At 65.8% G+C, this 23,243-nt stretch carries 27 protein-coding genes, 1 tRNA gene and 1 pseudogene; 22 read left to right on the forward strand and 7 right to left on the reverse strand.

The window, feature by feature from the left end:
• Positions 1-54: 54 nt before the first annotated feature.
• On the forward strand, positions 55-960 hold the full coding sequence (locus WDA27_02950; protein ID MFA5889905.1) for a hypothetical protein: 906 nt from the start codon (positions 55-57) through the stop codon (positions 958-960).
• 93 nt (positions 961-1,053) lie between these two features.
• Here WDA27_02950 and WDA27_02955 read toward each other — a convergent pair whose 3' ends face one another.
• The 5 genes from WDA27_02955 to WDA27_02975 all read right to left on the reverse strand — a co-directional run bounded on the left by WDA27_02955 (position 1,054) and on the right by WDA27_02975 (position 4,654).
• Positions 1,054-1,356, reverse strand: a complete 303-nt coding sequence (locus WDA27_02955; GenBank protein MFA5889906.1) for a hypothetical protein — start codon at positions 1,354-1,356, stop codon at positions 1,054-1,056.
• Positions 1,353-2,123 carry a hypothetical protein gene (locus WDA27_02960; GenBank protein ID MFA5889907.1) on the reverse strand — a complete coding sequence of 257 codons (771 nt, stop codon included), beginning with the start codon at positions 2,121-2,123 and terminating at the stop codon, positions 1,353-1,355. Before WDA27_02960 ends, WDA27_02955 begins: the two co-directional genes overlap by 4 nt.
• 8 nt (positions 2,124-2,131) lie before the next feature.
• Positions 2,132-3,364, reverse strand: coding sequence for a radical SAM protein (locus WDA27_02965; GenBank protein MFA5889908.1), 1,233 nt, complete (start codon positions 3,362-3,364; stop codon positions 2,132-2,134).
• Positions 3,365-3,472: 108 nt separating this feature from the next.
• Positions 3,473-3,991 carry a MarR family winged helix-turn-helix transcriptional regulator gene (locus WDA27_02970; protein ID MFA5889909.1) on the reverse strand — a complete coding sequence of 173 codons (519 nt, stop codon included), beginning with the start codon at positions 3,989-3,991 and terminating at the stop codon, positions 3,473-3,475.
• A 21-nt stretch (positions 3,992-4,012) separates the two neighbouring features.
• The gene (locus WDA27_02975) at positions 4,013-4,654 is read right to left on the reverse strand and encodes a dienelactone hydrolase family protein (GenBank protein ID MFA5889910.1); all 642 of its coding nucleotides are present in this window, start codon (positions 4,652-4,654) and stop codon (positions 4,013-4,015) included.
• A gap of 149 nt (positions 4,655-4,803) precedes the next feature.
• Here WDA27_02975 and WDA27_02980 point away from each other — a divergent pair, with 149 nt between their 5' ends.
• Both WDA27_02980 and WDA27_02985 read left to right on the forward strand, forming a co-directional pair.
• The gene (locus tag WDA27_02980) at positions 4,804-5,229 is read left to right on the forward strand and encodes a hypothetical protein (protein ID MFA5889911.1); all 426 of its coding nucleotides are present in this window, start codon (positions 4,804-4,806) and stop codon (positions 5,227-5,229) included.
• Between the two features lie 81 nt (positions 5,230-5,310).
• Positions 5,311-6,648 carry a hypothetical protein gene (locus WDA27_02985; GenBank protein ID MFA5889912.1) on the forward strand — a complete coding sequence of 446 codons (1,338 nt, stop codon included), beginning with the start codon at positions 5,311-5,313 and terminating at the stop codon, positions 6,646-6,648.
• A 3-nt stretch (positions 6,649-6,651) separates the two neighbouring features.
• Here the strand turns inward: WDA27_02985 and WDA27_02990 are convergent, their stop codons facing one another.
• The gene (locus WDA27_02990) at positions 6,652-8,283 is read right to left on the reverse strand and encodes a phospholipid carrier-dependent glycosyltransferase (GenBank protein MFA5889913.1); all 1,632 of its coding nucleotides are present in this window, start codon (positions 8,281-8,283) and stop codon (positions 6,652-6,654) included.
• Positions 8,284-8,368: 85 nt separating this feature from the next.
• Between WDA27_02990 and rsmI the strand changes: the two genes are divergently transcribed.
• The gene (rsmI, locus tag WDA27_02995) at positions 8,369-9,232 is read left to right on the forward strand and encodes a 16S rRNA (cytidine(1402)-2'-O)-methyltransferase (GenBank protein ID MFA5889914.1); all 864 of its coding nucleotides are present in this window, start codon (positions 8,369-8,371) and stop codon (positions 9,230-9,232) included.
• A gap of 4 nt (positions 9,233-9,236) precedes the next feature.
• On the opposite strand, the gene WDA27_03000 is transcribed toward rsmI, so the two are convergent.
• Positions 9,237-9,485 (reverse strand): AbrB/MazE/SpoVT family DNA-binding domain-containing protein, encoded by a 249-nt coding sequence (locus WDA27_03000; protein ID MFA5889915.1) that lies wholly within the window; start codon positions 9,483-9,485, stop codon positions 9,237-9,239.
• Positions 9,486-9,604: 119 nt separating this feature from the next.
• Here WDA27_03000 and metG point away from each other — a divergent pair, with 119 nt between their 5' ends.
• The 18 genes and pseudogenes from metG (at position 9,605) to WDA27_03090 (ending at position 23,231) form a co-directional block, all read left to right on the forward strand.
• Entirely contained in the window at positions 9,605-11,134 is a 1,530-nt protein-coding gene (gene metG, locus WDA27_03005) for a methionine--tRNA ligase (GenBank protein MFA5889916.1), read from the forward strand.
• 9 nt (positions 11,135-11,143) lie between these two features.
• A complete protein-coding gene (locus WDA27_03010) occupies positions 11,144-11,902 on the forward strand; it encodes a TatD family hydrolase (protein MFA5889917.1) in 759 nt (252 codons plus the stop codon).
• Between the two features lie 142 nt (positions 11,903-12,044).
• Positions 12,045-13,127 (forward strand): ubiquitin-like domain-containing protein, encoded by a 1,083-nt coding sequence (locus WDA27_03015; GenBank protein MFA5889918.1) that lies wholly within the window; start codon positions 12,045-12,047, stop codon positions 13,125-13,127.
• Positions 13,124-13,996, forward strand: a complete 873-nt coding sequence (gene rsmA / locus WDA27_03020; GenBank protein MFA5889919.1) for a 16S rRNA (adenine(1518)-N(6)/adenine(1519)-N(6))-dimethyltransferase RsmA — start codon at positions 13,124-13,126, stop codon at positions 13,994-13,996. The genes WDA27_03015 and rsmA overlap by 4 nt, the downstream gene beginning before the upstream one ends.
• Entirely contained in the window at positions 13,993-14,865 is an 873-nt protein-coding gene (locus tag WDA27_03025) for a 4-(cytidine 5'-diphospho)-2-C-methyl-D-erythritol kinase (GenBank protein ID MFA5889920.1), read from the forward strand. The genes rsmA and WDA27_03025 overlap by 4 nt, the downstream gene beginning before the upstream one ends.
• Before the next feature lie 76 nt (positions 14,866-14,941).
• A tRNA-Gln gene (locus tag WDA27_03030) sits at positions 14,942-15,015 on the forward strand.
• A gap of 23 nt (positions 15,016-15,038) precedes the next feature.
• Positions 15,039-16,442 carry a bifunctional UDP-N-acetylglucosamine diphosphorylase/glucosamine-1-phosphate N-acetyltransferase GlmU gene (gene glmU / locus WDA27_03035; GenBank protein MFA5889921.1) on the forward strand — a complete coding sequence of 468 codons (1,404 nt, stop codon included), beginning with the start codon at positions 15,039-15,041 and terminating at the stop codon, positions 16,440-16,442.
• On the forward strand, positions 16,439-17,422 hold the full coding sequence (locus tag WDA27_03040; GenBank protein MFA5889922.1) for a ribose-phosphate diphosphokinase: 984 nt from the start codon (positions 16,439-16,441) through the stop codon (positions 17,420-17,422). Before glmU ends, WDA27_03040 begins: the two co-directional genes overlap by 4 nt.
• A gap of 27 nt (positions 17,423-17,449) precedes the next feature.
• Complete coding sequence (locus WDA27_03045) at positions 17,450-17,641, forward strand: hypothetical protein (protein ID MFA5889923.1); 192 nt, start codon at positions 17,450-17,452, stop codon at positions 17,639-17,641.
• Between the two features lie 98 nt (positions 17,642-17,739).
• On the forward strand, positions 17,740-18,390 hold the full coding sequence (locus tag WDA27_03050; GenBank protein MFA5889924.1) for a 50S ribosomal protein L25: 651 nt from the start codon (positions 17,740-17,742) through the stop codon (positions 18,388-18,390).
• Between the two features lie 9 nt (positions 18,391-18,399).
• Positions 18,400-18,972 (forward strand): annotated as a pseudogene (pth, locus tag WDA27_03055) (aminoacyl-tRNA hydrolase).
• 48 nt (positions 18,973-19,020) lie between these two features.
• Positions 19,021-19,449, forward strand: a complete 429-nt coding sequence (locus WDA27_03060; protein MFA5889925.1) for an SRPBCC domain-containing protein — start codon at positions 19,021-19,023, stop codon at positions 19,447-19,449.
• Between the two features lie 112 nt (positions 19,450-19,561).
• Positions 19,562-20,347 (forward strand): ABC transporter ATP-binding protein, encoded by a 786-nt coding sequence (locus WDA27_03065; GenBank protein ID MFA5889926.1) that lies wholly within the window; start codon positions 19,562-19,564, stop codon positions 20,345-20,347.
• Positions 20,348-20,357: 10 nt separating this feature from the next.
• Complete coding sequence (locus WDA27_03070; protein ID MFA5889927.1) at positions 20,358-21,518, forward strand: ABC transporter permease subunit; 1,161 nt, start codon at positions 20,358-20,360, stop codon at positions 21,516-21,518.
• Between the two features lie 484 nt (positions 21,519-22,002).
• The gene (locus WDA27_03075) at positions 22,003-22,209 is read left to right on the forward strand and encodes an ATP-binding protein (GenBank protein MFA5889928.1); all 207 of its coding nucleotides are present in this window, start codon (positions 22,003-22,005) and stop codon (positions 22,207-22,209) included.
• A 93-nt stretch (positions 22,210-22,302) separates the two neighbouring features.
• Positions 22,303-22,554, forward strand: a complete 252-nt coding sequence (locus WDA27_03080; GenBank protein ID MFA5889929.1) for a ribbon-helix-helix protein, CopG family — start codon at positions 22,303-22,305, stop codon at positions 22,552-22,554.
• Positions 22,551-22,958 carry a putative toxin-antitoxin system toxin component, PIN family gene (locus tag WDA27_03085; GenBank protein ID MFA5889930.1) on the forward strand — a complete coding sequence of 136 codons (408 nt, stop codon included), beginning with the start codon at positions 22,551-22,553 and terminating at the stop codon, positions 22,956-22,958. Before WDA27_03080 ends, WDA27_03085 begins: the two co-directional genes overlap by 4 nt.
• An 18-nt stretch (positions 22,959-22,976) precedes the next feature.
• Positions 22,977-23,231, forward strand: coding sequence for an SRPBCC domain-containing protein (locus WDA27_03090; protein ID MFA5889931.1), 255 nt, complete (start codon positions 22,977-22,979; stop codon positions 23,229-23,231).
• Positions 23,232-23,243 lie beyond the last annotated feature (12 nt).

The following is a 23,243-nucleotide window of genomic DNA, read 5'->3' on the forward strand; positions in this document are numbered from 1 at the left end:
GTGGGCGAGTTATCGGGTCGGTAGCGGCCGGCCCGGCGGAAAGAGAGGCTGTTAATGAAGCTCAGCAAGATCATGGCTGCGCCGCTTGCTGCGGCCATCCTCGGGGGACTCCTAGTTGCGGCACCGACCTTGTCCAGGGCGGCGGACAGCTCCTGTGCAACGAGCTGCCACAACAACCCATCCAGCAGTGCTCCTCAGATCATCAAGCCGGTCACGGTTCAGAGCGCGCGGGACTGGCTGTCGACGGCGGGGCAGGGCAGCGGCAAGTGGACCGAGCGCGGCACGCACTCGGTTGATCAGCTCGCCGACTGCGGCCAGTGCCACGTTTCCATCCCGGGCGCCCCTAGCCACACAGGCACGGCCGGAGCCCAGAAGACGTTCGACTATCCCGCCGGAGCCGACCCGACGACGCCGGGGGCGGACTGTGCGACCGCGTGCCACAAGTGGGTGCCGAAGAACACGGAGGTTACGTCCCACGGGTTCCCCGGAACCGACGGCGTGGATCGTACTTACCAAGTGCTCGTGAACCCGGCGGACTTGCTCGCGCTTCCCAAGATCGGAAGCGATCCGGCGACCCCGACCAAGCACTCCGTGAACTTCGGAAAGAACGGGTGCGCAAACTGTCATGACGCGAAGCAGCACGGCGTCATCACCGAGTGCATCTCGTGCCACGCGTTTGGGGCAGGCTCCGCGGACTCCGCGGCGGCGTTGCCGGGCAAGATCAACCCGGATGACCCGAATGGATCTGCGGATTCAGCTGCGTTTGGAGTGCTTACGCTGAACATGCACGCCACACACATCCCCTTCCTGGCCGCCGAGCAGCCGGCTAACGACCCCAGCAGCCAGGGTCAGGCTCCGTGTTCGTACTGCCACGGGCCGGAGGGCAACGCGAAGCGGTCGTGCTGGAACTGCCATGTGTCGGGCCACAACCCGAGTGGCATTTACTTCAAGCCGGCGTAGCGGTATCGATAGCGATTCTCTAAGCAATCATCGAACCCCCCGAATTCCGGGGGGTTCGATCTTGTTCGCGGGGTGTGGGGTTTGTGCGTCGCGTTAGGACGCGGCGTGGTTGCCTGCTTCCTGCAGCTTCCGGTCGAGGCGGCGTTTCATCATGAAGCCGAACAAGGCGGCCAGGGGCAGCAGGATGACGACCTTCAACGCGAGTGGCCACGGCTGGCGCAGCAAGATGAAGATCCACGGGGCCATGGCCGCGGTCCCTCCTGCTACCGCCCAGGACAGAGCTTCGGTTTTGCGGTGCTGTCGCAAGCGACGGAAGGCCACGCCGAAAAACAACACCTGCAGCGGCCAGCGAGCGATGTAGATGGCTCCGGCGATGCCGAGCGTCTCGGCGTTCATGCGCGCGCCATCGCAGGATCAGCCAGCAGGCCGAGGGGCGCGCCCTTCGCCGCCGCGCGCTCGTCTAGGAATAGCGCGATACGACTAAGGGAGGGCACGACGAACATCCACCATTCGACGAGCCATAGTGGGACTCCGAACAAGACGCCCTCCCGGTAGACGTACAGTCCGGATGCGATCAAGCGGCCTTCCACCCATGGGCCGATGGTAACCGCCGTGAGGATGAGTGCTACTTCGCCGATGACCGGTCGAACCAGGCCATAGCGTACGAGGAGAACCAATCCGCCCGCCAGTGCGGCCCGTCCCGGGTTGTCGGCGAACAAGAGGAAGGAGGTCTTGAGGGCGAGCGCGGTGGCGACGTCGAGTAGCAGGACCCGGCCACCTTCGAACCGTCCCGCTGACGGCAGGCGGGTGCGCAGCGGTGCCAGGGCGCAGAAGGACCTCATGAACAAGAAGATGTGTCCCCAAGCAAGAATCATCCACCCCGGGATGTCCAGCGGGAGGAAGTCGGTTGCCGTGTAGGCGTAGATACCTCGGGAAACCGTGATCATGTCGCTTCCGCCGCCCAGGATGATTCCGGCGGCCAGAACCCAGGTGTCGCGCGCGCGCGGAAGGAATATGAGCCGCAAGGCGAGCGCGCCGACGACCCACGCCCACATGAGCCAGGGCTTCTCGGCGTTTCCCATCGCGATCGGGATGTAGGGCGCGGCAAGAAGCGCAGCCTCCGCGACGATGCGCGGTCCCGGAGACAAGCTCAACCCCCGCATGTTTGCTCCTATCGTTTGACCAGGAAACGCCACAGGCTGGACGCCACCCAGCGTTGGCGTGTCGGGTGGCGCGTCAGTCGGACGAACGCGTCGGCGACGTAGTGCTGCATCCAGTTGCACTCGCCCCCGCACTGGGACGGGCCGCTCCCGTGGAACGTAGTGGGTTCGATGAGGGAGCGGCCCTTGCCCCAGACGTCGTCCAGGGTCGCGTGTTCCAGAACGGGGACGTGCACGGACGGAACGTTTACGGCGGGCTTGCACGGCCATTCGACTTTGCCTTCGGGGCTCACGTGAGAAAACGCCGTGGGCAGGCAGTCAATCGGCTCACCGAACAGCACTCGCTCGAGTAACTCGGGGGCCCCGACGATCTTGGCTCCCCGGCGCGACCGCTCGATCAGGTCCTTGGCGAACGGGGTGTAGGCGGGGTCGCAAGCCAGTTCGTCGCTCAGGCCGGCGCCGGCATTCAGCGGGGCGAAAGCGAACCAGCAGTCGAGTTTCTCGCAGAACTCAAGGACGTCTCGCGCGTCGTCGACGCGGCCCGGTTGGATCACCGTGTTCAGGAACATCTTGAAGCCTGCGATCTTGGACAGCTTGGCGAGTGCCAAGATGTTCACGATGACCTCTTCGGGGTGCGGGTAGTCGTACATCTCGGCGAGCACGTTGGGATCCAGCGAATCCAAGCTGACGATGATGACGTCCATGTGGCTTAGCCACTCGGCCCATGCCGGCTGCAGCAGCAGATGGTGGAACCGGCTGCCGTTGGTGTTGATCATCAACGGCCAGTAGTTCAGACGCCGAGCCTCCGCCGTGAGGGTCGGTAGGTCTGGACGAAGCGTCGGCTCGCCTCCGCAGAAGTAGAGGGCGCTTGTCCCGGTGCGCATGATTCGCAGGAGCGCCTTGCCGCGCTCGGTGTCCAGCGCGCCCCGGTTGGGAAGGTCCGGGTACTTCTCGCCGCGGTGGTTGTCGCAATAGCCGCAGGCGAAGTTGCACGCGTTGAGCATCGTCCAGATGTAGAAGAGCGGACGGATCGCTTCGTTCCCCGCGCGCAAGCGCCGGCGGTTGATCCGCATGTTGGCCGCGAACGTGGCGAGCGATCGAAGGCGGCGATTGATCTCGGCGGCGCGCGGGCGCGCGGGGATCATCGGGGCGACGCCGGCGGCCAGCCGGTCGGCGGCTTCGTGCAGCGCCGGCCAGTCCAGGGTCTGGCTTCCGGCGTTTGTTCTTGGAGTGCGTTTGACCATCTATCCCGCTCCCGCGCGCGACCGGTCGGTCGGATGTCGTGTATGTATTACATATACGACATCCTGGTCAAGGGAGTTCCTGGGAAAGGCTCGATTGTTGGGGTATTCCTAATGGCGGGCGTCGGGTCCGGGATCCCCGCCGCCGAGGTACCGAGTGATGTGACCCACGAGCGCCGGCATCATCCCCGGCCCTATCTCGGCGCTGAGTTCGCGAAGCGCGTTGCGGTTGAGAGTCGAGATCTTCGCCAGCGCGGCCTTTCCGGCCGGGGTGAGGCGTACGAACGCCGGACCGTTGCGCGCGGGCCGCTTCACGGCAACGAGGCCCTTGTCCCTGAGGCGTCCGACCAACTGGGCAGCCGTCGCGTTGTCGGCGAGAAGGTACCGGCGCAGCATCTGAAGCGGCACCCATCCGTCCTTCGGCGCCGACGGTGCACCCTTGATGAACAGCAAGGCTTTGTGCTGGCGTTCGGTAACGTCCACTTCACCCGCCGAGTGAGACTCCAGCCGCAGGATTCGAAGGAGCAGGTGGTTGAGAAGTGCGTTCAACTGCCACCAGTCCGACTCGGCAGTAACCGACGCCCAGAGCGGGTCGGTTGGATCTTCAGGGCCGGTTGCGGAGCCAGTCACGCGCGTATCGTACTGCGGCCGTCAGAGGTGATTGACGAACCAGTCAATCGCCAGGTCGGCTACACGTTCCAGTGCGCCGGGCTCCTCGAACAAGTGCGTCGCCCCATCGACTACCTCAATCGAGCTTTCGGCGGGGATCCTGTCCAGGGCCTCGCGGTTGAGTGCGAGCACTGCCGGGTCGTTGCCCCCGACGATGAGCAACACGGGGCAGTGCACGTCTGCGAGCGCGCGCCCGGCTAGGTCGGGTCGTCCGCCGCGGGACACCACGGCGCGCGTCGGGGTGGATGCAGACGCGATGAGCGCAGCGGCAGCTCCGGTGCTCGCTCCGAAGATCCCGATGCTCAGTCCCGCGCACTGCGGCTGCGCTGCGGCCCACATCACCGCGTCGGCCACGCGGCCGGCCAGCAACGGGATGTCGAAGCGGAACTCGGTGGTCTCCCGGTCAACGTGCTCCTCTTTCGCGGTCAGCAGGTCCATCAGAAGTGTGCCCAGCCCGGCCGACTGCACTCGCTGCGCCACGAAGACATTTCGCGGACTGAAACGACTGCTGCCGCTGCCGTGCGCGAACAGCACTATCCCGTGGGTAGCCTCGGGGAAGGCGAGCACACCTTCCAGGACGACCTTGCCCGCCGGTATTTCGACACGGCGTTCTTCGGTTCTCACTGCTCGACGCTAGCGCGCGCGCACGCGGAAATCGAGGGCGGATCCAATGGGACGCATCGGGCTCATCCGGCGTTCGGGGCGCAAGGGATACAGGGGGCGAGTCGGCGCGCGCGGCAGGGACTCGGGCTGCGGCAACGAACAAGGGAAGTGTGAGGCGACTCGTACTTCTTGCGAGCGCGGTGCTGGCATGTGCCGCCGTGCTTCCGGCGCGCGCGGCCGGAGAGCAGACCGGGACCGTGCAACTGGCGGTCAGGACCCCTTCGATCGCTCGGACTCTGTACGTCGCGACGGGGGCGAACGACGAGCTAACCGGTTACGTCTTCGCGGTGTCACCGGCCGCGAAGGGCAAGACCTACACGCTGACTCGCACCAAAGGCGCGACGGGGCTTGAGGATCTCGACATCTACTTCTACGCAGACATATCCGGGACGGGGGACCCTTGCCTCTTCACAACGGTTAGCGACGACGGGGAAACCCAGACCGGCGTGATTTGCCCGGACGTCAAGACGCCGAAGTGGGCCGTTGTGTGGCTGAACGCCGGCGCCGCCGCGCAGTTCGCCTTCTCCTACTCCTGAGACGCCTGCGGTTGCCTCGCATTCGGAACGTTTCCTAGACTTGGTCGAATTCTGCCGAATGCCGGCGGAGCGGACATGCTGATGAAGGGGAAAGCTATGCGGCGCGCGACCGTCATGCTGTTTATCGCCGGCTTCTTGATGTCCTTGATGCCCGCCCAGGCTGTCTCGCCGCTGTTGGCCGGTGCGGTGGCCTCAGACAACATCGACTTCGTAGCCAACATCCCCGACGCGCCGGCGATCGGCGCGCGCATCATCGGCAACCTGATGTACGTGACAGGATCGCAAGGTGTTCGGATCTACGACATCAGCAAAGGCCTCCCAATTCTGCAGGGCGCACTTGAGTTGCCGCATTTCGAGAACGAAGACGTCGACACCAACGGCAAGATCTTGCTGATCGCCGCCGATCACGCGTTCAGCTTCCCCACCAACGTGTTGTACGTGATCGACGTGTCGAACCCCCTTGTGCCGATGCTTCTTTCAGCGACCACCACCGCGTCCGGGCACACAGCAGCTTGCATTCTCGACTGTCGCTACGCGTGGCTCTCTGGGGCGTCTGCTCCGGGGATCGAGGTTATCGATCTGGCCGATCCGACGCGCCCGCGCCGTCTCGGCAGGTTCGGCCCGGCTTCGCACGCCGTGAGCGTGGATCCTACGGGAATCGCGTGGGTTTCGGCCTGGGACGGGCTCTACGCGTACGACCTCAATGGGTATGACCCCGAAGTGAACCCCGAGCCCAAGCCGCTCGGATTGAACGGGTGGATGGACCGCGAGAGCGGGTTCCACAACAAGTTCATCATTCACAACACGATGCGGCCGTACGCAGACCTGCCGACGCCTGCACAGTTGGCCGACAACAAGTTGGACAAGGGCGAACTCGTCGTGGTCACCGAAGAGAACTGGACCGCCGCGACCAACGGGATGTGCAAGGACGACGGTCAGTTCCAGACGGGTTGGTACCGGACGGTCGATGGCGTCGCGCGGGTCGACAAACTCGGTGCGTTCTCGATCGGGACGGGCACGATTTCCGAGGCCAAGAAGCCCGCCGCGCTTGTCGCTTGCTCGTCGCACTTCTTCGACTACAAGGACGAAATTGTCGTTGACGGCTGGTACGAGCAGGGCTTGCGCCTCCTCGACGTCTCGGATCCCTTAGACATCCGTCAGGTCGGTTACTACATGCCGGCGGTGACCGAGGTTTGGGCGGCGAAGTTCAACGTGGTCGGCGCAGAAACCTACATCTACACGTTCGACGCGGCGCGCGGGATCGACGTACTGAAGTTCACGGGTGCCGCGGGCGATCCGGCGGCGCTTGCGCCCCGGTTCAACACGATGACGGGCAGATTCAGCAGGCCCACGCGTGACTGGGGGTACTTGTGCCGGCTTCACGGGCTCGGTCCGCCGGACGTCGCGGTGCAGAAGTAGCCGTCAGATCCAGCAGAAGTACTTCACGCGGTCGACCACCGAGCAGTCGCTTGTGAACCACATTCGTCCATGCCAGCCCCAGACGCCGTCGTAGGAGATCGGGATTCCCGCGACCACGGGGTAGAAGTAGGCGAAGGCCGCCAGGGCGAACGCTACGTACAGGAACACGACGTAGCGGGTGACAGGGAAGCGAGCGGCTAGACGTCGACAGGTGTGGACTGCGGTCAGGACCACGAACGGCACCAGCGGCGTGGCATAGAACAGGAACACCGGCCGATCCACGAGATCGGCCGCGACGTACGGTAGCCATCCGGCCGCGAACATCGCGAGCAAGAGCGGGGCGACGCGGTCCCTGCGCCATAGCGTCCACCAGACCAGCAGGGGTAGTCCCAGGAAGAACGCGCTCCACCAAATCACCGGGTTCGGCAGGCCGAGAACCTCGCTCGCTCGCTGATCGCGTCCAGAGCCGGAGGACTCGTAGAAGTGCGCGACCGGCCGGCCGATCCACGGCCAGCTGTAGCCGTTGCCGAAGTAAGGGTGGGCTGGTTTCATCTTCGGGCTCGGGGTGGGCTGGTCGGTTGATTCCTCGTACTTGGCGAGGTTCCGATGGAAGTCGAAGATCTCGGCCTGGTAGCAGCCCCACTTCGCGACGGTTCCCTTCACCTCGACGCAGCGCGGCGGGCTGTAGCGGTGGGAGTCGAGCAGCCACGGGGTGTAGGTCGCGAAATACAACAGCAACGGTAGGACGCCGAACACGCCGGCGAACTTCCCGGCGCGCGCGAGCAGCCGTCGCCGTTCTGCCATCCGCATCTTGCCCAGTTCCCACCCGAGGCTGAACAAGCCGGCCATTGCGATGAACGGCAGGACCGACCACTTCGTGGCGAGGGCGAACCCGAACGATGTCGCCGCTCCGACTCGCCACCACCGGTACCGGTGGTGATCCGGAGACGCTCGGTCGCGATCCTCCAGAAGCAGCCATGTGCCGAGCAGGACGAAGAACGCCGCGTAGATGTCGAGCATGGCGATGCGCGACTGCGCGAGCCACAGACCGTCGATCGCTAGGAACGCCGCGGCAAGGGCCGACCACCAGGGCGAGTCCCAAAGGCGGCGCGCGATTGCGTAGATGATCAGACTGGACAGAGTCCCCAGCAGCGCGCCGGCGAAGCGCCATCCGAATGGTCTGTCGCCGAAGATTTTGATTCCCGCCGCCATGAACCACTTGCCCACCGGCGGGTGAACCACGAACGCACCGTCGTCGGACGTCGGAACACGCGTGTCGCTGTCGGTTCCAAACCGAACCACGTCGCGCGCGTCGGGAACGTAGTGGACCTCGTCGAGTGGGATCAGCGCGTAGCACTGTGCGCCGAGCGGCGGGCGTTTCTCGCATTCCTCGTTGTCGGCAGGCAGCGGTGCGCCGGGGACGGACAGTCGGGCGAAGTGCGCGACGGCGCTCGCGATCAGGATCAGAATCAGCACGGCGCGGTCGCGACCGCGAAGCGGTGTGCGCACCGGAGGCTCCCAGTGGGGACGCTCGGGGATGTCCGGCGCTTCCTCGCCGACGACGGGCGACTCCACGTCTAAGAGCCCGGGGGCGTGTTCGTCCTCGGGTGCGGGGATGTCGGGAGAGTCGTCCACGCGTGCGCGCGCCGGAGTCGAACAGGCGCGAATACAGTATAGAGAACCGACCAGGAGGCCCGGTGGAGCCAGAGGAAAATCGAGGTTGCGTGGTGCGCGCGTGAGTGGCGCGCTCATCGTTGTCGCTACGCCGATCGGCAATCTCGGCGACTTATCCCCGCGCGCGGCCGCAGCACTGATCGAGGCCGATGTCGTCGCTTGCGAAGACACCCGGGTCACTCGCACGTTGCTGATGCACGCCGCCGGGATGACCGGCGCGCGCCGCCGTGGTCGCCTGGTTGCCTATCACGCGCACAACGAGCGCGAGCGCGCGCCCGAGTTGGCGCGCGCGATCGCTGCCGGCGAGCGAGTGGCTTTGGTCACCGATGCCGGAATGCCGGGCGTCTCGGATCCCGGGCGGCACCTGGTGGCTGCATGCGTCGAGGCAGGGCTACGAATCGAAGTCGTTCCCGGACCTTCAGCAGTTCCTGCCGCCTTGGTGCTCTCGGGGATGCCCGCCGCGCGCTTCGTGTTCGAGGGGTTCTTGCCGCGCACCGGCGCTGCGCGTCGTCGCCGTCTGGAGGAACTTGCGACCGAGCGGCGCACCATCGTGTTGTTCGAGTCCCCCCACCGGGTCGCCGACACGCTTGGGGATATGGCGCGCGCCTGGGGACCGCGGCAGGTCGCCGTCGCGCGCGAGATGACCAAGCTTTACGAAGAGGTGCTGCGGGGCACGTTGCCGGAACTTGCCGAATCGCTGGCTGAAGGGGTGCGCGGCGAGGTAACCATTGTGGTGGAGGGGGCTCCGGAAGCGCTTCGCATGACCGAGCCGGCCGACCTGGCGGACGCGGTCGCCGACCTTGTGGCCGCGGGGACGCCCAAGCGGGATGCGATCGCACAAGTGGCTCTCGAAGAGGGCGTGCCGAAAAAGACCGTCTACCAAGCGGTGCTCGACCACTCCGGTGAGTGACCGGTTAGAAGCGACGCAGTTCGGTCACGCAGGTTGAGCAGACCTGGTGCTCGCGGAACGATCGAAGTCCATCGTTGCCGCCGCAGAACGTGCAAGAGGTCCGGGCCTTGGTCAGGATGATGTGGTCGTCCTCGACCGCGATCTCGATGTGGTCGCCTTCGCGGATGTCGAAGGAGCGGCGAAGCTCGGCCGGCAACACGATACGGCCCAGATCGTCGACCTTGCGGCTGACGCCGGTTGCTCGTGGTCCCACGCTGCCCTCCATCGATAAGCCGAACAGGATCCGAATTCCAGACCCATATAATTCCTGAGTCGAAATTACGCCCCCAGAGTAGGGTTTGCAATGCCCATTCCGATTCGCGAGGAGCGCGCGTGAGCGAGCGGTTCTACGTAACGACCCCGATCTACTACCCGAACGATGTGCCCCATATCGGACATGCCTACACAACTGTGGCAGCCGACGTGTCTGCGCGCTATCACCGCATGAAGGGTGAGGACGTCTTCTTTCTCACGGGGACGGACGAGCACGGCCAAAAGATTCTGGAGGCGGCACAGGCGCGCGGCCTGGATGCCAAGTCGTATGTGGACGGGATGATCCCCGCATGGCGCGACTTGTGGACTCGGCTGGACGTCTCGAACGACGACTTCATTCGCACAACCGAGGATCGCCACATCACGCGAGTGCAGGCTTTCTGGCAGCGTCTTCACGACAACGGAGACGTGTACCTCGGCTCTTATGAAGGTCCCTACTGTGTGGCGTGTGAGGACTTCTACAAAGAGGAAGACCTGCTCGACGGCACGTGCCCGATCCACCACCGGCCCGTGGACATTGTGCAGGAGGAGAACTACTTCTTCCGGTTGTCCAAGTATCAAGACTGGCTTCTGAACGACTACTACGCTCGGGATCCGGCTCCGGTACAGCCCGGCGCGCGCCTGAACGAGGTCGTGGCGTTCGCGCGCGGGGGCCTGCAGGACATCTCCATCTCGCGCACCTCGTTCTCGTGGGGTGTGCCGCTGCCGTGGGATCCCAAGCACGTGCTGTACGTGTGGGTGGACGCGTTGTTGAACTACATCACCGCGCTCGGCTACCCCGACGGCGATCTGCTTTCCAAGTTCTGGCCCGGCGTGAACATGGTCGGCAAGGACATCCTTCGCTTTCATGCAGTGACGTGGCCGGCGATGTTGCATGCGGCCGGAATCGAGCCCCCACAGCGCGTTGTCGCCCACGGCTGGCTGCTGGTCGGCGGCGAGAAGATGTCCAAGACCAAGCTCACGGGGATTCACCCCGACCAGTTGCTCGAGACCTTCGGGGTGGACGCCTACCGCTACTACTTCTTGCGCGACATCGCGTTCGGTCAGGACGGGAACTTCAGTTGGGAGTCCATGGTCGCGCGCTACAACGCCGAGTTGGCCAACGGGATCGGCAACCTCGCGTCGCGGGTGCTGGCGATGATCGACGCGAACTTCGAGGGTGCGGTGCCCGACGCCGGACCAGAGGAGGGGCCCGACGCTGCGCTGCGTGAGGTTGCCGAGCGCTCCGCAGTGGAGTTCGTAGAGGCGATGGATCGGTTCGGCTTCAACGATGCCTTGGACGCGGTGGACCGCTTGGTTCGCCAGGCGAACGGATACCTCGTGGCGACCGCGCCGTGGAAGCTGGTCAAGGAGCCCGACGGGCGCGCGCGCGCCGGAGCCGTGCTGTACCGCGCGGCCGAGACCCTGCGTGTGCTCGCCGTCCTGCTCGCGCCCTTCATGCCTCGAGCTTGCGACCGACTTTGGGTATCACTGGGCAACGCCAAGCCCCTGGCGTCGCAGCGATTGCCCGAGGCGGCGCAGTGGGGCGGCCTCCAGTCCGGGTCCGAAATCGCGCGCGGGGAATCGCTGTTTCCGCGCATCGAGGTATAGCGGCCCGACATGCCTCTGGTCGATACGCACTGCCATCTCGACATGCTCGAGAACCCCGAGGGCGCGTTGGAGCGCATGCACGCTGCCGGCGTCCGCCGCGCCATCACCATCGGAGTCGATGCCGCATCGAATGAGTGGGCGGCGGAGTTCGCAACTTCGCACCCGGGCATCTGGGCGACCGTCGGGCTTCACCCGCACGACGCCAAAGACCGCACGCCCGAACTGATGGCCCGCATCGCCGAGTTGGCGCGCGTGGACCAGGTCGTGGGCATCGGCGAGGCCGGACTCGACTACCACTACGACAACTCGCCGCGTGACGCGCAGCGCGCAGTCTTTGCCGAGCAGGTCCGATTGGCGAACGAGGTCGGCAAGGCGCTGGTCGTTCACACGCGGGAAGCCTGGGACGACACCTTCGCGATCTTGGAGGCCGAAGGAGTTCCCGAACGGCTGGTGTTCCACTGCTTCACCGGGGGTCCAACTGAGGCCGCGCGCGCCGTCGAACTGGGCGCCGTCCTGTCCTTCGCCGGGTTGGTCACCTTCCGCAACGCGGAGGACGTGCGCGCGGCTGCGCGCGAAACACCGCTCGAGCGGATCCTGCTCGAGACCGATTCACCCTTCCTCACGCCTGCGCCTCACCGAGGCAAAGTCAATGAGCCCGCCATGGTCGCCTACGTCGCCGAAGGCGTCGCGGCTGCCAGGCAGATGCCATTGGCGGAACTGGCGGAGGCCACCGCGCACACCGCCGCGCGCATCTTCGGGCTCGTTTAGGCCGGCTGAAACATTGCGAACCCTGCCAAATCGGTGGCGAACAGGCGTTCGAGTTGCTTTTTGGACCCCTCCCCGGGTTCTGCTAGCCTCGCCTCCGTGTGTTCGCCTCCGGCCACCTGCCGGAGACGAAAAAGGGGGGCGTTTGCAGCGAAGAACCGCCCGGCTTGCGATCGTGTTGTGCCTGGGGATCGCGACGCTGGCTTACGGAGCGCTCGAGAAGCGAGTGGTCGTGCGGGTCGAAGGTCATCCCGTTGGGGTGAAGACCTACGCGATGACCGTTGGCTCTGCGCTGAGCAGGTCCGGGATCAGCATCGGCGCGCGCGATCGCGTTGAGCCGGCGCTCGGGTCCTCCATCGGCGACGGCGACACGATTCAGGTCTACCGCGCGAAGTCGATCGTGCTGTTGTTGGACGGCAAGCCGCGCAGGGTTGTGGTGACCGGCCTCACGATCGACGAGGTGCTAAACGAGATCGAACTCCGCGGCAGTCTGGTGGACTTCGTCCGGCCGTCGCGGTCGTCGCGCGTCCGCGCGGGCATGACCATCAACTACCGGCGCGCGCTGGCTCTGGCGATCCGGCATGACGATCGCACCGACCATGTGGTCTCAAACGCGACTACGGTCGGTGCGGTAGTTCGAGAGTTGGGGATCAAGCTCGGTTCGCGCGACCGACTGGAGCCAAGCGCCTCGGTGCGCCCCGTGACTGGGATGACGATTCGGGTTCTCCGCGTGGGTCTGCGAAACGAGGTTCGCGAGGAAGTGATCTCTTACAAGACCATCCTGCGGCGCGATCGCAGCCTGGAGTACGGGCGTCGCCGGGTGTCCAGCGAAGGGCGGCCGGGGTTGCGCCGCACCACCTACCTGGCGAAGTTCGTCGATGGGGTGCGCGTCTCGCGGCGAGTTCTGTCGACAAAGACCGTTCGGCAGCCGGTCGATCGTGTCATCAAGATCGGGACGGGTTTCCCTGGGTGCGCGTGCGACCGGGGAACGCAGCTTGGCAAGGCGAGTTGGTACGGCGAGGCGGACGGGTTGTCGGCCGCGCACAGGACGCTTCCGATGGGCACCGTAGTGCGCGTCGAGAACCGTGCGAACGGCAAGTGGGTCAACGTCGTCATTCGCGACCGCGGGCCGTACGTGAAGGGCCGCATCATCGACCTCAGCGACGAGGCATTCCGGCGGATAGCGTCCTTGCGCAGCGGGGTCGCGAGCGTCCGTATCCGCTGGTGACACTCGGGCCGCGGGAAACCCGCGATCTGCTCGCGCGCCACGGGCTTCGCCCCCGAACCTCGATAGGCCAGCACTTCATGGTGGACGCCAACACCGTGCGCCGCGTGGTCCAGATCGCAGGGTTCGCACCGGGAACCCAGGTTCTGGAGGTCGGTCCCGGACTCGGGACTTTGTCGGTTGCGCTGATCGATGCCGGCGCGCGCCTGATTGCGATCGAGTGGGACCGCGCGCTGGAGCCGGCCCTTGTCGAGGTGCTCGGCGCGCGCGAAGCAACCTTGGTGTGGGGCGACGCGCTGAAGGTGGATGTGCGCGCGCTCGTTGGGAAACGCGACACGGCCATGGTCGCAAACCTGCCGTATCAGATCGCGACGCCGCTGGTGATGGACCTACTGGAGGAAGTCCCGCGGATCCGCTCGTACACCGTCATGGTGCAGCGTGAGGTGGGAGACCGTCTGGTCGCGCGGCCGGGCCAGGACGCCTACGGCGCCGTCAGCGCCAAGATCGCGTACTTCGCCGAGGCGTCGATCGCGTTTCGTGTGTCGAGGCGAGTGTTCTCGCCCATGCCCGATGTGGAATCCGTCGTCGTTCGCTTGGACCGGCGCGCGCGCCCCGCGGTCGCCGGCGGCCGCGAGCGGATCTTCGCAGTGATCGAGGCCGGATTCGCGCAGCGCCGCAAGACCATCCGGCGTGCGCTGCGCGGAGGGGGATGGGACGCGTCCGATGTCGAGGCTGCGCTTGAAGGCGCAGGCGTCGCCGGGGAGGACCGGGCCGAGACGCTCGGTCTGGCTGAGTTCTCCGCGCTTGCGCGACGCCTGCCGCCGCGGCCCGGTTTGCGGCCGGGCGGCCGCGCGCGCAAGGTAACTCGGTGAAGATCCGAACCCCCGCCAAGATCAATCTGTTCTTGTCCGTCGGCCGTCGCAACGCCGACGGACTCCATGAGCTTCTGTCGCTGATGCAGGCCGTTTCGTTGTTTGACGAAGTGTCTTTCGAGCCTGCCGAGGAACTGTCGCTGGAAGTCCAACCCATCGGGGCGGTGCCGGACGGCGACGAGAACCTCGTCTTGCGGGGGGCGCGCGCGCTCGCGGCGATGCAAGGCGTCGAGGCCGGCGCGCGCATCGTGCTCGAAAAACGGATTCCGGTTGCCGCCGGACTTGCCGGCGGGAGTGCCGACGCTGCGGCCGCGCTGATCGGGTTGAATGAACTGTGGGGACTCGGGGTTTCGCGCAAGGCGTTGCAGCGAATCGGCGCGGGAGTCGGCTCGGACGTTCCGTTTTGTTTGCAGGGCGCGACCGCGGTGGTCGGCGGGACCGGGTCGGATCTCTCGGCCGTGCCGTGTTTGCGGCCGGTGTGGTGGGTGCTGGCAACTCCGGATCTGAGCCTTAGCACGGCGGCGGTGTACGCGGAGTTCGACCGCCTGGGCGGGGGATCCACCGACGATCCTTACGAGGTCGCCGATGCGCTGGCGCGCGCCGACCTGGATCGCCTGGCTGAGAGTTTGAGGAACGACTTGCAGCCCGCTGCGCTGTCCCTTGCTCCCGAAATCGCGCGCGCCGGCGATGCGCTACGGGAAGCCGGGGCGCTCGCGGTGAGCCTGTCGGGGAGTGGCCCGACCTGGCTGGGCCTGGCAACAGATGAGGCCCGCGCGCGCGAGATCGCGGGGCGCGCGGCCGCTTCGGTAGCGCGCGTCGAGGTGGTCCACTCGATCACGCACGGCCCGCGAATCGAGAGTCCCGATTAGCGCATCCGGCCTGTGCTTTATGATGAGCGCTGCGCCGCGTCCGGCGGCGCCCCCGCAACGCGGGGAGATCGATCAGTGGGGGATCGGCTAATGGCAAGCCCCGTCCCTTTGGAGGACGTGATGGGGGTTCGAATCCCTCTCCCCCAGCCAACCCGAACGGTGGCTGAGCGTTGATGGCCCGAGCAGGTCGCGATCTTGCGGCGGTCGTTCTGGCCGCCGGTGAGGGCAAGCGTTTCAAGTCCTCGCTGCCCAAGGTTCTGCACGAGGTGTGTGGGCGCCCGATGCTCGCCGGAGTCCTGGACGCCGTCGGCGCGCTGCGACCGACCCAAACGGTGGTCGTGGTCGGCCGGGGGGCCGAGCAGGTGCGCGCGTCCGTGCAGGGCCTGTACAAGCATCCGCTGGCGTTTGCCCTTCAAAAGCAGCAACTCGGAACCGCCGACGCCGCGCAAGTAGGGGACGACGAACTCGGCAAGTTCGCCGGCGACGTCCTGGTGACGCCGGGCGATACGCCGCTGTTGACGGCGACCGCGCTGAGAGCGGTAGTCGCGCATCACCGCAAGACCGGCGCCGCCGCGACGGTGTTGAGCGCAGACTTGGACGACCCAACCGGCTACGGGCGGATCGTGCGCGACGAACGCGGCGACGTTCGAGCGATCGTCGAGCACCGCGACGCGACGCCGTTCGAGCGCGCCATCGGCGAGATCAACTCCGGCGTGTATGTGTTCGACCGCGCCGCGCTTCGCTCTGCGCTGACCAAGGTCGGCCGGGCCAACAGCCAGGGCGAGTACTACCTGCCCGACGTGATCGCCGTGCTGGTCGAAAAGGGCGAGAAGGTCTCGGCGATCGCCGCCGCGCGCCCCGAGGAGATCCTCGGTGTGAACTCGCGCGCGCAACTCGCCGAGGTCGCGGTGTTGGTGCGCGCGCGCATCAACCGCAAACTCATGGACGAAGGCGTCACGATCGTTGACCCCGCGCAGACGTATATAGACGCGACCGTCAAGGTCGGCCGGGACACCGTCATCCATCCGCTGACCTTCTTGGAAGGCTCGACCACCGTCGGCGCAGGGTGCGAGATCGGGCCGGGCGCGCGCGTGCGCGACAGCCGGATCGAGGCCGGCGCGCGCGTGATCTTCTCGGTCCTGGACGGCGCGCGGGTGGGTCCCGATGCGAGTGTCGGTCCCTACGCCTACCTGCGGCCGGGCGCGAAACTGGCGCGCGGCTCCAAGGTCGGGACGTTTGTGGAAGTGAAGGGCTCGACTATCGGTGTCGGCAGCAAGGTGCCGCACTTGTCTTACGTCGGGGACGCCACCATAGGCGCGGACGTCAACGTCGGAGCCGCCACCGTGACCGTCAACTACGACTCGGAGACCAAGATCAAGTCACGCACGATCATCGGTGACGGTGCCAAGATCGGGAGCGACACGATGTTGATTGCCCCGGTGAAGATCGGCCGCCGCGCGGTTACCGGCGCCGGTTCCGTCGTCACTCGCGATGTTCCCGCCGAGACGGTTGTCGTCGGTAACCCTGCCCGTCCACTGCGCAAGCGCAAGCCCACCGAAAGGGAGAACTCACATTGAACGGCGTCGAGATCCAGACCAAGAAGCGGATGATGTTCCTTGCCGGCCGCTCGCACCCCGAGCTGGCGGCCGAGATCGCCGCGGAACTCGGCACCGGTTTGGCGGAGGTCGAGATCGCGAACTTCGCCAACGGCGAGGTCTACGTGCGCCTGGGCGAGAACGTGCGCGGCTCGGACGTGTTCGTGTTCCAGACCCACACCGCGCCGATCAACCTCAACATCATGGAGCAGTTGATCATGATCGACGCCGCCAAGCGCGCGTCGGCCAAGCGGATCTGCGCCGTCATCCCGATGTACGGCTACGCGCGCCAGGACCGCAAGTCGCGCGGCCGCGAGCCGATCACCGCGCGCCTGCTCGGCGACTTGCTCATCGCCGCCGGTGCCGACCGCGTCCTCTCCGTCGATCTGCACACCGATCAGATCCAAGGGTTTTTCGACAAGCCCTTCGATCACCTGACCGCGCTGCCGTTGCTCGCCGATCACTTCAAGGCCCGCTTCAACGGCGATGTGACCATCGTGTCGCCCGACCCAGGGCGCATCAAGGTCGCTGAGAAGTTCGCCGATCGCGTCGGGGCGCCGCTGGCGATTCTGCACAAGCGCCGCCGCACCGACCAGCGAAACGTCTCGGAGACCGTGCGCGAGGTCATCGGCGAGGAGAACGTGCGCGGGCGTCGCTGCGTGCTCGTTGACGACATGATCGACACCGGCGGAACCATGACCGGCGGTGCCGAGGTGCTGATGGAGTTCGGGGCGTTGGAGGTCTACGCTTGCGTGACGCACGCGATCCTGTCGGATCCGGCCATCGACCGCCTGAAGAACTCGCCGATCAAGGAACTCGTGGTCACCAACACCTTGCCCATCCCGCCCGAGAAGCTGATCGACAAGATCGTGGTCTTGTCCATCGCCCCGACCGTGGCGAGCACCATCAGGGCGGTCTTCGAGGACAAATCCGTTAGCGAGATCTTCCAAGGCGACAACTAGACATCCGGCCACCAGAGGGAGGCAGCCATGTTGTGCATGTTGATGCATCTGCTGCACGGGCGTCACGAGGACCACGCTGAGGGCACTGCCGCCGGCCACGCCGAGCCCGCCGACGCTCGCGAGATTCTGCGAGCCCGGTACGCGCGCGGCGAGATCACCGAGGAGCAACTCACTCACATGCTGGGCGTGCTTTCGGGGTCCGCCTCTGCCGGTTCGTAGCATTTGGCCTGGCTTTGTCCGTGGGTCAGGCTCGCCGGAATCGGGGAGCCCCAGGGCTTGCTAGAATCTCGGGCCGTTGATTACGGAGGTGTTGAGCGGTGGCTGAGGTAGCTCTGACGGTAGAGGTCCGCGAGGGGCGCGGAAAGGGCGTCGCCCGCAGGTTGCGCGCGGACGGCAAGGTCCCTGCGACCCTGTACGGGCACGGCATTGAGCCGGTCGCCCTGGCGGTGGACGCGCGCGGGCTCTTGCAGACCCTCGCTACGGACGCCGGCATGAACGTGTTGATCGACCTTCACATCGGTGGCGACACCCACCTGGCGATCGCGCGCGAACTGTCCAAGCACCCAGTGCGGGGCAACATCCTCCACGTGGACTTCGTCAAGGTTGCCCGCGACCAGGTGATCACGGTGGATGTGCCGATTCACGTCGAGGGCGAGGCCCACGGCGTGAAGCAGGGCGGCGTCATCGAGCATCACCTGTGGCAATTGCACGTTGAGTGTCTGCCCGCCGACGTCCCCGAGCGCATCAACGTGGACGTCTCGGCTCTCGAGATCGGTGACGTCGTGCACGTTCGCGACGTGGTTCTTTCTGCGGGCGCCACTGTGCTGACCAACGAAGACGAGATCATCCTGGCCTGCATCACGCCGCAGGCGCTCAAGGTCGAGGCGGAGCTTGAGGCAGCCCCGGTTGCAGTTGCCGGGGAGGCTCCCGCGGAGTCCGGGGCGTCGGCGGGGTCCGGGGCCGAGTAGCCACCGGTCGTGTCGAGCCGCGCGACGCTGGTCGTCGGGCTCGGCAACCCGGGTCCGGAGTACGAGCACACCCGACACAACGCGGGTTTTCGCGTTGTCGAAATCATTGCGGAGCAATTGGGATCCCGCTTGCGCGCGGTCAAGGGTGTGCGCGCGCTGGCGGCCGAGGCGCGCGACGGCGACGTTCGAGTCATCCTGGCGGAGCCGACGACGTTCATGAACCTGTCCGGCGAGGCCGTCGGCGCATTGTGCCGCTACTACAAAGTCGAACTCGACGACATCGTCGTCGTTCACGACGACCTCGACCTGCCGCTGGGGGCAGTGCGTCTAAAGCGCGGCGGTGGCGACGGCGGCCACAACGGACTGAAGCACATCACGCGCGCGCTGGGTTCCGGCAATTACGCGCGCGTGCGCATCGGCATCGGGCGTCCGCCCGGCCGCCAGGACACTGCCGACTACGTCCTGGAGCCCTTCGCCAAGCGCGAGCGCGACGAAGCCGAGATCGCGATCCGCGAGGCCGCCGACGCCGTGCTGCTCGTCGTTCGCGAGGGCGTCGAGGCCGCCCAGCGGCACCACCATGCCCCCCCCGAGCGCCCCAAACAGCGTCGCGCGATCCGCAAGCAAGTCGATGTGGCGGCTCCGCTGTCCGAGGTATGGGAGGCGTGGACGACGTCCGAGGGTGCGCAGACCTTCTTCGCGCCCGGCGCGCGCATCGAACTTCGCCGCGGTGGCCCCTATGAGTTGTTCTTCGATCCGGGTGCCCCCGAGGGATCGCGCGGAAGCGAAGGCTGCGCAGTGATCTCGATGGAGAAAGAACGGCGCCTGTCGTTCACCTGGAACGCGCCCCCCTCCCTTCCGTCCGTGCGCGGCCACCACACCCGCGTGGACGTCCGCTTCGAAGAGGCCGAAGCCGCCACCCGCGTCTCGCTCACCCACGTCGGCTGGAAAGAAGGCGAAGGCTGGGACGAGTACTACGAGTACTTCACGCGCGCGTGGGACGTCGTCCTGGAACGCCTGCAGCGCAGGTTCACCACCGGCCCAATCGACTGGCGCGCGTAGCGGCTGTCGGTGGCCCGAGCGACTCAGCCGGCTGTCCTCGCCTCGGACCACCGACTCCACTTCGGAACGAAGGCGAGTGGGGGCGTGTGAAAGCAGCGTAGGCTGATGCGACTTGAGCACCCGTCCGGCAACCATGACGGCGAAAGGTGGCCAAAGCGTGATTGACGTGCAGGCAGTGAGTGTGTCGTACGGGAGCGTGGACATCCTCCACGGCGTCACGTTCACGGTTCCCTCCGGCGGGATCACTGGCCTGCTTGGTCCCAACGGCGCCGGCAAGACGACCACCATGAGGGTTGTTGCCACCCTCATAAAGCCGTCCTCTGGACGCGTTCTTGTGGGCGGTCATGATGCTGAAGCGGATCCGCTCGCAGTGCGGCGATGCATTGGGTTATTGACGGAAGAGCCGGGTGTTTACGACAGGCTGACCGTCAGCGAGCAACTCCTCCTTTCTGCCTTGTCTTACGGGCGATCGCCCAGGGCTGCCCGGTCGGATGTCGAGCGGCTGGCAGGCTTGTTGGGTTTTGAATCTGTGCTTTCAGATCCGGGTGCACGGCTGTCGAAGGGGACTCGTCAGAAAGTGGCGCTGGCCCGTGCCTTAGTTCACGACCCCTCGGTGATTCTGCTCGACGAACCGACCGCCGGGTTGGATGTGACCTCCGCAGCGGCACTTGAGGAGTTCCTGCGCAGCTCGGAGATGGATGGAAGGACGGTCCTGCTCTCGACACATCAGCTTGACCAGGTAGAGCGCCTTTGTTCTCGCGTCGTGGGGATTAGCGGTGGCAGCGTGTTCCTCGACTCCTCCCCAGCCGACGTCGTTTCGTCGACATGCGCCGACGACTTCCGGACGGGATTCCTCTCGCTGCTAACTGAGGAGTTGGCCGCGCAGGTTACGGTGTGACGGGGACGGAATGAGAGTACTGATCCGGAGAGAGGTCTTGAGTCTGTGGCGCCAGAGGCGCCTCTTGCTCATGATTCTCGTCATCCCCGCGGTTACTGCTCCACTGGTGATGATTCTCCCAGGGCTCATGACTCGCGCGCAGGAGAACAGGGTCCGTGACCGCTCCTTCAGTGTGGCAGTGCAGGACGAGGCCGACTCCGGTATCGCCACTGCTCTTCGAGGTGATGGATTCAAGGTTGTCTTGAATAGGGACGCACGGCGCGTGGTCTTGTTGCGGCGGGTGGACGTCGGGGTCGTGGTATCCCCCAACGTTTCGCCGAACATCGTCGGCAGTTCACTGCGAGTTGAGATCTTGCTGATCAGCGCGCGCCCGGGCTCCAGGCTTGCCGCCGGCACCGTATTGGTTTCGCTGCAGCAGATCGACAAGGAGCGGGCTCGCACGCAGTTGGCTGCGCGCGGGTTACCACCAGAACTCGCCGAGGGCATCGCGGCTTCCGTGACGGACGTTGGCGCTGCGGAGTCGAATGCCCAGCATCAGGCAGCATCTTCGCTCCCGGGGTTCTTGATCCTCCAACTTCTGTTCCTTGTTTCTATCTCTGCAGGTCTGATCCAAGAAGAGAAGGAACGGCGCACGCTGGAGACGCTTCTCGTTCTTCCTTTTCGCCGGCGGGACCTCGTTGTCGCGAAGTGGGTCGCGGCTACTTCGCTTGGGTTGTTTGCGCTTGCTGCGTTCACGACCTTCGTGGTGGGTCTGGGCGCCCTCCCGGTAGGCTTGATTGGCGAGAGCTTGCGTCTCTCAGCTGCTGACGTTGCTCTGGTGGGCTTTGCGGGCGCTCTTTTGGTTGGAGTGTTCGCGGGTGCCGGAACTCTTATCGGCGCCCGGGCGCGGACCCCAGCTCAGGCGAACGCATATACGGGAGTAGTTACGCTTCCGCTTGTTGCGGCTGGAATCGCACTGCAGTTCGTGCTCGACGGCGATTCTGTGGGAGTTCTCGCGCTTGTTCCTGGCCTTGGGATGGGGGTTGTCATCCGCGAGGGACTGCAGGGCACGCTGGAAATGTGGGCGGGCCTGATGTCCGTCGGCCTCCATATTGCTCTTGGCGGCGGACTGCTATGGCTGGCCGCGGGCGGCCTGGACAGATCGGAAGCCGTCCTGCGGACACAGGCTTGATTCAGGCGTTCCATCTTCTGCACCTGATCCTCGGCCAGGGGACGCTGCTTCACCGCTTCCGCTTCCGCGGGGTGTTCCCGCGGGAACAGGTTCCTGCGGCTGCGTTCGTCGCGGCTTGGCCGAGCGCGCGTTGGAGTGGACTCGGGTTGGTTGGTCGGAACCAACCGACCGCTTCACGGTGGGTTGGTTGATGGAGCGGTTTGATGATGTGGCCGCAACCCCCCGCTTTCGGCAATGACCTGAAGTATGCGAAGTTCTTGAGGCGGGTCGTTGCGACTCAAATCCAGGCCGGACAATCGCGCGAGCGGGGGTGAAACCTTCACGTGCCCCGACGTCCCGAGGCTCCCTCCTCGGCCCTCGACAATCATCACGCTGGACCCGAAAGGCCGAAGGTCCTGAGCTTCGACGTAAGCGACACGCCTGCTCCGACTCGGAAGGTTGAGGCTTCCGAGGACTTCTGAGTAGACTTCCTAGCATTATGGATGTGGTTGAGTTGCTTAGGCGCCCCGAGGGCAAGACCCTGGAGTTCAAGCGCGACCTGTCCTCCCCCGACAGGGCACTGCGGACGATCGTGGCCTTCGCGAACACCGCCGGCGGGGTCCTGCTCGTCGGCGTGGAGGACCAGGCGGGGCGGGTTCGCGGCGTGACGAACCCCCTTGACCTAGAGGCGCTTCGCCAATCTCGTCAGTGACAACGTCCGCCCCCGGCTGGTCCCGGAACTGACTGGCTCGCGCCGGCGTCGTGGTGATTGACCCTGCCGCCCGGCTGTCATAACGTGTAATACATGAAGAGGCCGTCGAAGGTGTTGTCCGTGTCGGTTCCCCCCGAGGCCGCGAAGGACTTCGACCGCATCGCGCGCCTGGAAGGACGCAACAAAAGCGAGTTGTTCCGAGAGATGCTTCGCGTCTACCGCGCGTATCGCGAGACTCGAACCTTCGAGTCCCTTCAGCGTTACGGAGCAGCAGCCGCCGGCCGTCGTGGGATCCGCGATGAGCGCGACGTCGAGCGATTGATCCAAGAAGCCCGCCGGGCGTGAAGGCGGTCGCCGACACCAACGTTCTCGTCTCGGCGTTCAACTTTCCCGGCGGACCGCCGGAGGACGTCTATCGGCTCGCCCTGGACGGCCGCGTTCATCTGATCACCTCGGCACCGCTGCTCGCCGAGTTCGCGCGGATCCTCACCGATAGGTTCGGATGGGAACCGGGGCGCGCGGAAGAGGCGGTCGCTCATGTGGCCAGGATTGCCACCGTCGTCGAGCCCGCAGAGCGGGTCGCGGTCGTGGCCGCCGATCCTGCCGATGACCGCGTCCTTGAAGCAGCCTTCGAGGCGGCCGCGGATGTCATCGTGTCGGGTGACAAGCACCTGTTGCGGATCGGCGAGTGGAGAGGCATCCGCATCGTCTCGCCTGCGGAGTTCCTCGCCGGACTCAAACTCGGCTAGCGCCGCACTGTGATCTCGATGGAGAAAGAACGCCGCCTGTCGTTCACCTGGAACGCGCCCCCCTCCCTGCCGTCCGTGCGCGGCCACCACACTCGCGTGGACGTCCGCTTCGAAGACGCCGAAGCCGCCACCCGCGTCTCGCTCACCCACGTCGGCTGGAAAGAAGGCGAAGGCTGGGCCGAGTACTACGAGTACTTCGCGCGCGCGTGGGACGTCGTCCTGGAACGCCTGCAACGCAGGTTCACCACCGGCCCAATCGACTGGCGCGCGTAGCGGCCGCCTACG

The organism is Actinomycetota bacterium, assembly GCA_041658565.1.
Classification (GTDB): domain Bacteria; phylum Actinomycetota; class AC-67; order AC-67; family AC-67; genus JBAZZY01.